Raw genomic sequence first — 10365 nt, 5'->3', positions numbered from 1 at the left:
TCCGTCTCGTGGGGTCCGCCACCAACGAGAACGCGGTGGCCAACTTCATCGAGAACTTGGATCGGGTCGAGGAGTTCCAAGAGCCCTCGCTGAATCACATGCGCGAGTCCCGAGGCGGCTACTACAGCTTTGATATTCGAGTGGGATACAAGCTGAAGCCTAATGAGAACGCGGCCGGCGCCGAAAGCCAGTCCAGCGGATAGGGAGTTAGTTCCGCCATGGAAACCGGTTTAGAAGGCAAACCTTGGTATTACGGCCTAGCCATCGGCTTGGTCGTGGGCCTCGCCATCTTCGGCTTGTACCATTTCAAGCTCTCGGAAGGCGTGCGCGAGGACATCACGGCGGAGGAGAACCGCATCGCCGACCTGCAGCAGAAGATCGCGAAGGGACAGGCCGCCAAGGCCCGCCTGCCGCAGCTGCGGGATCAGGTGCTGATCCTCGAGCGCGAGCTCGAGAAGCTCCTGCGCATTCTGCCTTCCCGCCGCAACACCCAGGAGCTGATCCGCCGGGTGCGGGCTCTCACCGAACAGGAAGGCTTCAGTCTGAAGGTCTTCGATCCCGCCGAGCGCGAGACGGATCGCGAGTTCTACAAAGAATGGCCGATCAAGATCAATCTCGATGGCGGCTATCATGAGCTGGCGCAATTCTTCGATCGCCTCAGTCGCCTTTCCCGCATCATCAACGTGGAAAACCTGCGGATCAGTGCCCGGCGCAACCAAGGGACTCACACCATCAACGCCCGCTTCACCGCCAAGACCTTCGTTTACAAAGAGCCTCCGCCTCCCGAGCCGGATGACTCCAACAAGAAGAAGCGGAGGAGATGATGAGTAATCCTGGCGTACACGTCCGCATGCGCAGCTGGCTCGCAAGCCACCGTGGCAGCCTTCTCGGGTGGGTTCTGCTCGCCCTGCTGGCGATGGGAGCGCCCCTCGGGGATGCCCTCCTGGCCCAGGATCCGGACTCGGAAGCCGCCACCGCCGAGGATGGCGAGCTGGAAGACGAGGAATTGGGAGAGGACGATCCCTTGGGCGGAGGCCCCGTCGAGGGCATCGACGAGATCGAGGAAATCCTGGAAGCGGATGAGGACATTTTCGCCGGTGGTGGGTATACCTACGACGCCGGTGATCGCCGCGATCCTTTTCGGTCGCTCCGAGCCCGCAATCGGGTCGAGCTGCCCAAGGGACCGCGGCCGGAAGGCAAGCCCGGCTTGCTGATCGAGGAGCTCTCCCTGGCCGGCGTGATCAACACTCCGGAAGGGATCTTCGCCATGGTCCGGGGTGGGCCGAAAGACAAGAGCTACCTGCTCGAGGAGGGAGACCAGCTATACGACGGTGACGTGGTGAGCATCACGTCGACCGAGGTGGTCTTCAAGCAAATCATCAACGACCCGTCGGCGATCAAGCCGTTTCGAGAGGTCGTCAAGCGCCTCGACACGAACTGATGTCGAGTTGTAGCCGTGAACTGGAGGCTGTCCCCATGGGATATCTGCTGAAGTCCAGAAGAAGCCTGACCGACGGTGACCTAGGGCGCCGGCTATCGCTGATGGCCGTGCTCGTCCTGGCCGTGGGCTTTCTTCTCCCCGGATTCGCTCTCGCACAGCAAGGAGCCGCTGCGGAAGCTGCGTCGCTGCGCATCGAGGCCGTGGAGTTGAGTGAAGACTCAAGCTACGCCGACCTGGAGGTGATGGCCAGCGATCCTCTGGTCTGGACCAGCTACTGGGACGCCGAGGGTCGCTTGGTTGTCGAGTTGCCCAACAGCACGCCGGAGGCCGCGGTGGCTTCCTTCGAGAGCGATTCCGGACTGGTGTCCATGGTCGACGTCTCGGTGGAGGAGGGGGCCTGGCAGCCCATCACGCGGCTGACCGTCGCTACCCGCCGGGATGTGGAGCATTCGCTGGTGGCGGAGGGCAACTCCCTGCGGCTGCGGCTGACGCCGGTCTCCGACGGGCCCATCGCCGGTGAGGATGAAGGCTCTCAGGTCGCTTCTTATGAGCCCCTCCCGGCCAGTACTGGGTCTGCCACCACGGAGCCCGCCGGCGACGAGATGATGGCGGAAGGCGACGAGCCGGAGCTGCGAGAGGTCGCCATGGGTGGCGATGAGTCTCCCCAGGGCGCCGAGCCGGCCACCGGCTCCGCCGATGACGAGCTGCAGGTTCAGGCGGTGGCCGCCAACGGCTCCCCCGCTACCGTCTTGCAGGGGGTGGAGGTTGTGACCACCCTCGGCGGCACTACCATCAAGGTGGTCGGCGACGGTTCCTTCAGCTACGAGAGCTTCCAGCTGGAGAACCCTTCCCGCTTCGTCCTCGATCTACAGGGCGTGGTCAATACCAGCAATCGTTCGACCCTGGCGGTGGACAGCAACACCGTGCAGCGGGTGCGGGTGGCTCAGTTCCAGCCTTTCCCGAGCCCGGTCTCCCGCGTTGTCTTCGACCTCTCCAACGGCGGAGATCCGGTGGTACGCGCTGCCGACAACGGCCTTCTGGTGAGCTTCGGCATGGGAGCCCAGGCGGAAGTCTCCATGGATCAGCCGGCGGTGGAACCCGCGGCCGACTCGATGCGGGACGAGCCCATGGTCGCCGAGACCGAGCCCGCCGCCGAGCCCATGACCGGGGCCGCCGACGACTCGTCCGTGGCGGTGGTGGTCACCGAGCCGGCTGACGAAGCAGATTCTGTCGAGTCCGACGTGCAGGTCGCCGAGACCGAGCCCTATGAAGTCGAGCCGTTCGACGAGCCGCTAGCCGAGGAGACCGGTGCCGAGGCCGAGGCCGTTCCCGCCGAGCCCTTCACCGAAGAAGGGGAGCTGACGGAAGCTGCCGAAGAAGTTGCGGTGGCGGAGGTCACCCCCATGGAGGACACCAGCGACGCCGGGACCATGGCCGAAGAACAACCGGCCCAGCAGTTCGACGACGAGCCCTTCGCCAGCGATACCGTGACTGCCGAAGCTCCGGCGCCGCCGCTGCCGGAGCTCCCGGAGGTACCCTCGGAGAACGCCGCCGGTCTGCGCGTGGCGGGTGTCGAGGCTCAGCCGGAGGATGTGACCAGCGACGTCGGCCTGTTCGAGGCGGCGGAAGTGGACTTCCAGCAGCCGGTGCAGGAGATCGATCCCGCCACCACCGACGTCTCACCCCAGGTGGTGGGCAGCGGCGGCCGTGTTTATAGCGGCCGGCCGATCACCATGAGCTTGAAGGACGCCGACATCAAAGATGTGTTGCGCTCCTTCTCCGGCATCACCGATCTCAACGTGGTGGTGCACCCGGAGGTTCGGGGTTCGGTGACCGTCGAGCTGCGGGACGTGCCCTGGGATCAGGCGCTGGATCTGATTCTCAAGATCAACGGCCTGGACTACGTGCTGGAAGGCAACATCATGCGCATCGCCAGCACCTCCAAGCTGCAGGACGAGGCCGACGCCCGCCGCCGCCTGGCTGCGGCCCGGGCCTCGGAGATTCCGCTGCAGACAGTGATCCGGGCCATCAGCTACGCTGACGCGTCGCAGATCGCCAGCCTGCTGGCCAGCGGTGGCGGCGGTGGCCGCGCCGGTGGCAGCCGCGCGATCTTGAGCAGCCGCGGCTCGATTACCGTCGATCGCCGGACCAACAAGCTGATCATCAAAGAGCTGCCGTCGAATATGAGCACCGTGCTCGCCATCATCGACAATCTCGATACGGCGGAGCCGCAGGTGCTCATCGAGGCCCGGGTGGTGGAGACCACCAAGAGCTTCTCCCGCTCCCTGGGTATCAACTGGGGCTTTGATGCGGTGGCTGACGATCAATTCGGCAACACCACCGGTCTCAACTTTCCCCACCGGGCTTCCGCCGGTGGTGGAGTGCAGCTGCTCACCGGCGGCAACAACGGCTTCCTGGACATCAGTCTGGGCAACGTGCTCGACACCTTCACCCTCGACCTGAGCCTGCAGGCGGCGGAGAACGAAGGTCTGGTGAGCATCCTGTCGGCGCCCAAGATCACGACCCTGAACAATCAGCGGGCCACGATTCAGAGTGGTCTGCAGATTCCGATTCAGACGGTGGCGAACAACACCGTGTCGGTGCAATTCGTCAACGCGACCCTGCAACTCGATGTGACACCGCAGGTCACCGCGGAAGGTACCGTGATGATGGACATCAACCTGGCCAAGCGCGAGCCGCAGCTGGCCTTCGCCATCGCCGGTGCCGCCAATGCTCCGATCTCGACCAAGCAGGCCCGCACCCGGGTGATCGTCCGCGACGGTGGCACCACCGTCATCGGCGGCATCTACGAGGTCTCGAACAACCGAGGCCAGGACCGGGTGCCGGGCTTGGCGAACGTGCCAATTCTGGGGCACCTGTTCAAGAACCGGCGGCGCAACATCGACAACGAAGAGCTGCTGATTTTCATCACACCCCGGGTCATTCAACTTTAGAGTAGGGAATCATGACGATGAGAGCTAGAAGCACCTTCCTGATGCTTGCCATCGCCGGCCTGCTGGTGATCAGCGCCTGTAGCAGCGACCGGGTCGAGGACACCGACGGTTCGGTGATCCTCTCGGTCTCGGACTTCGATGGACTGGCGACCCGGGTGAGCGTGAATTCCAGTGGCAGCAGCTATGTCCTGGGCAACCTCACCATCACCAACTCTCCCAAGAATCCCGGGTCGCCGACCAGCAACCTGCAGAATGTGGAGATGGACACCTACGAGGTGAGGTACGAGCGTGCCGACGCCGGCACGCGGGTGCCGCCCACGTTGGTTCGCAACATTCTCGGCAATGCACCGGTTTCCGGTACGGTCAGTTACACCAATCTGCCGTTGATGGGCATCGACCAGTTCGAAAACCCGCCTCTCGACGACCTTTTCTTCGAAAACGGCGCCTTTGATCGGGAGACCGGAGCGCAGGTGATTACCCTCAACCTCACCCTTACTTTCTTCGGCCGAACCATCGCCGGTGACAACGTTGCTACCGCGCCGGTGAGCTTCACGGTCGAGTTCGTGCCCTGAGGGGGGAGACCCACGATGAGACTCTTCAAGCGCAATCGCCCTTCGGCCCTGCTGGCCGTGGTCCTGGCTTCCCTGATGGGAGTCCTGGCCGCATGCTCCAGCGACTCGCCGACTCGACCGGACCAGACCCCCGCACCGCCTCCTGGCGGTGGTGGCAGTGGTGAGTTCAGCGTCAGCATTTCCGCTTCCCGCGACCAGGTAGAGGTCGGATCGGACCAGGGCGTGGACATCACCGTCGCGGTTCGCCGGGTAGATTCCGGAGCACCGCCGCCCAACGGCTCGACGGTGGTGGTGACCACCAACCTCGGTGATCTCGGCAGCATCGGCAGCGGCGAGCAGAGTGCCGTGTTGCAGCTGTTCAACGGCAACGCCGTGGTCCGCCTCTTCGCCGGGGCTACGACCGGTAATGCGTTGGTTCAGGCGCGTATCGAGGACAGCCTGGGCTCGGTGCAGGTGCAGTTCGTCGGCACCATCGACTTTGGCGCCGGCTTCTTGGAGCCGAGCACCGGCTCGCCCACCGGTGGAGAGACGGTGACCATTCGCGGCCAGGGCTTCCAGTCCCCGGTGCGCGTCGAGTTCATCGTCGCCGGCCCCGGCGGCAACCTCACCGCCAGCGCTGACGTGCTCTCCGTCGGTCCCGAAGCGATTCGCATCGTCACTCCGGCTTCCGGCGTCTCGGTACCCACCGGCAGCACGGTGAGCGCTGACGTGCGGGTGACCAATCGTGTGGGCACTCCGGAGCAAACCGCTGCGACCATCACCGGCGGCTTCCTCTACGCCCTCGGTGGTTCCATCCTGCAGCCTTCCGTGACCTCCCTCTCCCCGACTCAGGGGCCCAACGAGGGCGGCACCCGGGTCCGCATCCTGGGTGATGGCTTTGAGGCTCCGGTGCAGGTGATCTTCGGTTCCGGCGGCGTCGGTGGCTTCACCGGTGTCGAGGCCACGGTGGAGTCAGTGACCCGCAACGAGGTCACGGTCATCACGCCCTCGGCTCTCGGAGTCGGTCAGGACAACCGCAACAGCTTCGTCAACGTGCTGGTGCGCAACGTCACGTCCGGCTTCGCCACGGTGGCCAACTCGGCCTTCCGCTACGGCCAGAGCCAGATCTTCATCAGTGCCGTCGGACCGACCGAAGGTCCCTATCAGGGCGGTACCATCGCGACCCTCTTCGGCTCCGGCTTCGAGGAACCGGTAGCCGTCGAGCTAGCCGGTGTCGGCGCCTCGATCATCTCGGTCACCGGTACGGAAGTGGTGGTCCGCTCCAACGGCATCGCCATCGACACCTGTGCCGATGTGGCCGGTGATGTCGAGCTGGTAAATGTCGAGACCGGAGATGGCGCGAGCTTCGACGGCTGGATCTATCGGGTCTTCCCGCCGACGATCTTCAACATCAACCCCAGCAGTGCTCGGGAGGGTGACTCCGTCACGATCAGTGGCAACGGCTTCGAGACCCCGGTTCGGGTGCTCTTCGGAGACCAGGCGGGTTCGGTGACGTCGGCTTCCGGAAGCCAGGTCACCGTCATCGCGCCGCCGTTCAACGACTTCGAGACGGAGTCCTGTGACGACAACGCGGACGGCACAGACGGTGTGCGGGACATTCCGACCCAGGTCGGCGTGACGATCATCAACCTGATCACCACCTGTGAGGACGAGTTCCCCAACTCCTTCACCTACCTGCCCACGGACACCACGTGCCGCGGGGATGTGGGGATGACCGATCCGCCGGATGCGCCCACCGCGGCGTTCAGCTTCTTCGTGGTCAGCGGCAATACGGTGCAGTTCCAGAACTCCAGCACCGGCGCCGACACCTATCAGTGGGACTTCACCAACGATGGGACCATCGACAGCGGCGTGAGCGATCCGCAGTTCACCTTCGCCGGTCCCGGCACCTACGCCACCCGCCTGGTGGCCACGGGAGCCGGCGGCTCGGATACGGTGATCAACCAGGTGACCATCCCGTAAGCTGAATCCAGCCCGGGGCTCCGGGCTCAACCAAATCGAGGCGATCATCTGCTAGACGGGTGGTCGCCTCGATCCGTATACTCCTTTCGAAATGAGAAACTTCCTGCCCATCGGTCTATTCGCCCTCCTCGCTCTCTTCGCCGGCCTGCTGGCGTGCAGCGAGGGAACCCCCGTCGCCCCCACCGGCACGGTCCTCACCATCTCCGCCAGCCCGTCGAGCATCCCCTTGAACGGCGCCTCGGAGATCACGGTCATCGGCCGCCGGCCGGACGGCAACCCTCTCTTCGAGGGCACCGAGATCCGCTTCAGCACGAGCCTGGGCTCGATCATCGGCATTGTCGAGACCGATGGGGACGGAGTCGCCCGGGCGGTGCTCACCGCCGACAACCGGGCCGGTACCGCCACCGTCACCGCCACCACGGGCTCCGGGGACACTTCGGCGGAGACCTCCGTTCTAGTGGGCGAGAGCGCAGAGACCCAACTGCAGCTGACCCTCACCGCCGACCCCAGTGAAATCGACTTCGGAGAGACCTCCCGCATCAGCGCTATCGTGCGCCGAGCGGACGGTTCCCCCACGGCGGCCGGGCAGGTAGTTCGCTTCTTCGCGTCCCTGGGCTCGATTCAATCCCAGGCGAGCACCGATTCGGACGGCATCGCGACGGCCACTCTGAGCTCCGGCGACGAGGCCGGCAGCGCCACTATTACCGCCTTTGCTGGGTCGAGCCCCGCTGCTACCACCACCGTGACCATCTCCCGCGGTGGCGCCGGCCGGATTACCCTCCAGACCGTCAACGGCGAGACGACGGTGCCCAGAAGCGGTGCTGATGTTCGTCTGCGAGCGACGGTTCGAGACGAGGACGGTGCTCTGCTTCAAGGGGCCGAGGTCACCTTCGAGGGAACCACCGGCACGTCGTTCAATCCGGATCTCGGCACCACCAATGCCTCTGGACAGGTCGAGTCCACGTGGACGATCGGCGCCCAGGGTGGAGCGGTGACCAGCGTGGAAGCGCGGGCAGTGGTCGCTGGCGCCGGAGGTGACGTCCTGATCGCCAGAGTCACGCTGACGGTCACCGACGGCTAGAGGCGGAGAGGGCTCAGGGGTGCCGGCGGATCCCTGGCGAGTGAGATGCAGCGGCCCCCGGGTCGCTGCTATACTTCGGCCCTCTAGAACGCCCCTTCAGCCCGCGGGTCAGTCCTGGTGCGTGCACCGTGACCCGGTATGAAGAAACCAAGGGCAGTCAGGCCATTGCCCCAACTTCTGAGGCGGATGGCCTGGCCGCGAAGAGACCGAGTGTGACCGGATGCCCGATTCCCAAGATCGCCTGAACGAGCTCCAAGCCCGCTGGCAAGCTGACCCCGGCTCCCGGCGGGTCTTCGTGCAGCTGGCGGAGGAGTACCGCCGGCTGGGCCGCCTGGAAGAGGCGGTAGGGGTGTTGGAGACGGGGCTGGAGAGAGCGCCCGGCTATGTCTCCGCCCAGGTGGCTCTGGGCCGCTGCCGCCTCGAAGCCGGAGAGACCGACGCTGCGGTGGAAGTGCTGGAGGAGGTGCTCTCCCAGGACGCCACCCAGCTGGTGGCCAACAAGCTCCTGGTGGAGGGTTATCTGCAGCAGGGGCGGCGGGAGGATGCTCGCCGGCGGCTCGATCTCTATCGCCAGCTCACCGGCGAGGATCCGGAGATCGAGGCCCTGGAGCAGCGGCTGGAAGAGACCAAGAGCGGCACCGCCGCGGTGCCGGATCCGCCAGCGATCCCTGCAGATGAGCCTTCTGAGGAGCCGCAGCTCGAAGACCCCGAGCAGCCAGAGGATCTGACGGATGGGGGCACGACTGCCGAGGATGGAACGACCGGTGAGCCGCTGGTTGCGGCGAGGGAGGGAGTGGTGGAGGACGAAGCACCGTCGACGAGCCCATCTTCGGAGGAATCGGAGCCCCTCTTCCCGGGGCTCTCGGAGAGTCCGGCCACCGCCCAGTCTCGGCCCGAGCCGGATCCCGACGACACCCTCTTCGATCTCTCCGGCGGCGGGGACGCCAACCGTCACGCCCAGCAGCTGAGCGAGGAAGGTCTCTTCGACTTCCAGCCCTCGGCGCCGGAGGTAATAGAGTCGGCGCCAGCAGAGTCGGGGGAGGCCGAGGAGCCCTCTCCAGCTCCCCCGGAGGCCCAGACAGCGGAAGCCCCCGCCGAAACCCCCGAGTCCGCCACCTCTCCACCGGCGTCCTTCGGAGCCTCCGAGCCCCAGGCTGACGAGCCCTTCGCCGACCTGGTGCCTCCCGCCCCAGTGGCGGAGGAACCCGCGGCCCCGGAAGCGGCCGAGACGGCCAAGCCCGGCGGCGAAGACGACCTCTTCCAGCTCAGCTCGGCGCCGGTGGAAGCGTCGCCGGCAGGCGACACCATCTTCGACCTGTCGCCGCCGCCCGCTCCCGCGGCCGCAGCTACCGAGGAGCCAGCTCCCTTCCCCGATCTCCAGCCCGACAGCGAAGTCGTCGCCGAGGAGTCGGTGGTTCCTGCTCTCGGTGCCGAAGGTCCGGAGGCTTCTCCTGCAGAGGCGGAGACGGATGCCGTAGAAGCCGAGATCCCGTCGGTGGAGGAGCTCGCTGCCAGCGCTTCTCCCCAGCCGACGAGCGAAGAGACTCTTCCGGAGGAGCCGGTCCTCGAACGTCAGCCCGCCGCAGACGACTTGCCAGAGGAGCCGCCCGGTGAGGTGCCCGGTGAGGTGCCCGCCGAGCTGCCGGATTTGGCCGCCGAAGCAGAGGCAGCGGCTCGGGAGCTCCAAGAAGAGGCGGCAGCGGCATTGCGGGCCGAGACCACTGCCGAGGATGAGGAGGCAGGGGGGCAGCAAGAGGAACCCGTCAGCGCCACCCTCGGTCAGCTCTACCTCCAGCAGGGGCATACCGAGGAGGCGGAGAAGATCTTCCGGCGGGTGCTCGAGCGCGAGCCGGCCCATCCCATCGCCCTCGCCGGTCTCGAGACCTTGGCCAAGAGCCGAGCGGCAGAGGTTGCCGAGCCCTTGGAGGCTGCGGTCGACCAGGAGCCCATCGCCGAGGAGCCCATCGCCGAGGAGCCGATACCTGAGGAGGGCCTCGCTGCGGAGTCTCTGCCTGAGGAACCAGAGGGCGAGGAGTCCGCGGCCGTGGAGCCCCCGGAGGCCTCGACCGCGGAGACTCCCCTCGTCGAAGAGCCCGAACCGCTGGCCGCCGAGCCCGAGGAGGCCCCTGTTGAGGCGGCCCCCGCCGAGGAGATGCCGGCGGAGGAGCCCGCGGCGGCCGACGAGGGCGAAGACACGGCACCCGCCACCATGGCAGCCGCCGATTCCGAAGGTCTGAGGGCCGAGGACCTCCTGCAGGGCACTGACGCGGAGGCCGTCGCCGGCCTGACGGCGCGCAAGGTGGTCCTGCTCAAGAACTACCTGCAGCGCCTACGAGCCGGCGCCTGAGAACTGAA

At 66.0% G+C, this 10365-nt stretch carries 8 protein-coding genes; all 8 read left to right on the top strand.

All coding sequences use genetic code 11. The annotated features are described in order from the left end of the window. The coding region (locus tag SX243_11320) for a PilN domain-containing protein (GenBank protein ID MDY7093548.1) at window positions 1-203 on the top strand (203 nt) is incomplete at its 5' end. A 15-nt stretch (window positions 204-218) separates the two neighbouring features. Beyond that, window positions 219-824 carry a type 4a pilus biogenesis protein PilO gene (gene pilO / locus SX243_11315; GenBank protein ID MDY7093547.1) on the top strand — a complete coding sequence of 202 codons (606 nt, stop codon included), beginning with the start codon at window positions 219-221 and terminating at the stop codon, window positions 822-824. Continuing rightward, entirely contained in the window at window positions 821-1441 is a 621-nt protein-coding gene (locus SX243_11310; protein ID MDY7093546.1) for a hypothetical protein, read from the top strand. The genes pilO and SX243_11310 overlap by 4 nt, the downstream gene beginning before the upstream one ends. Before the next feature lie 35 nt (window positions 1442-1476). Continuing rightward, complete coding sequence (gene pilQ / locus SX243_11305) at window positions 1477-4395, top strand: type IV pilus secretin PilQ (protein MDY7093545.1); 2919 nt, start codon at window positions 1477-1479, stop codon at window positions 4393-4395. A 17-nt stretch (window positions 4396-4412) separates the two neighbouring features. After that, a complete protein-coding gene (locus tag SX243_11300; GenBank protein MDY7093544.1) occupies window positions 4413-4967 on the top strand; it encodes a hypothetical protein in 555 nt (184 codons plus the stop codon). A 15-nt stretch (window positions 4968-4982) separates the two neighbouring features. Then, on the top strand, window positions 4983-6929 hold the full coding sequence (locus SX243_11295) for an IPT/TIG domain-containing protein (GenBank protein ID MDY7093543.1): 1947 nt from the start codon (window positions 4983-4985) through the stop codon (window positions 6927-6929). Between the two features lie 91 nt (window positions 6930-7020). Further along, window positions 7021-8010: an Ig-like domain-containing protein gene (locus SX243_11290; protein ID MDY7093542.1), complete on the top strand. Its 990-nt coding sequence runs from the start codon at window positions 7021-7023 to the stop codon at window positions 8008-8010. Between the two features lie 220 nt (window positions 8011-8230). Beyond that, the gene (locus SX243_11285; GenBank protein MDY7093541.1) at window positions 8231-10357 is read left to right on the top strand and encodes a tetratricopeptide repeat protein; all 2127 of its coding nucleotides are present in this window, start codon (window positions 8231-8233) and stop codon (window positions 10355-10357) included. The last annotated feature ends 8 nt before the right edge of the window (window positions 10358-10365 follow it).

Source organism: Acidobacteriota bacterium (assembly GCA_034211275.1).
GTDB lineage: Bacteria > Acidobacteriota > Thermoanaerobaculia > Multivoradales > JAHZIX01 > JAGQSE01.
The sequence above is the reverse complement of the archived record's forward strand: the minus strand, read 5'-3'. Positions and strand labels throughout refer to the sequence as shown.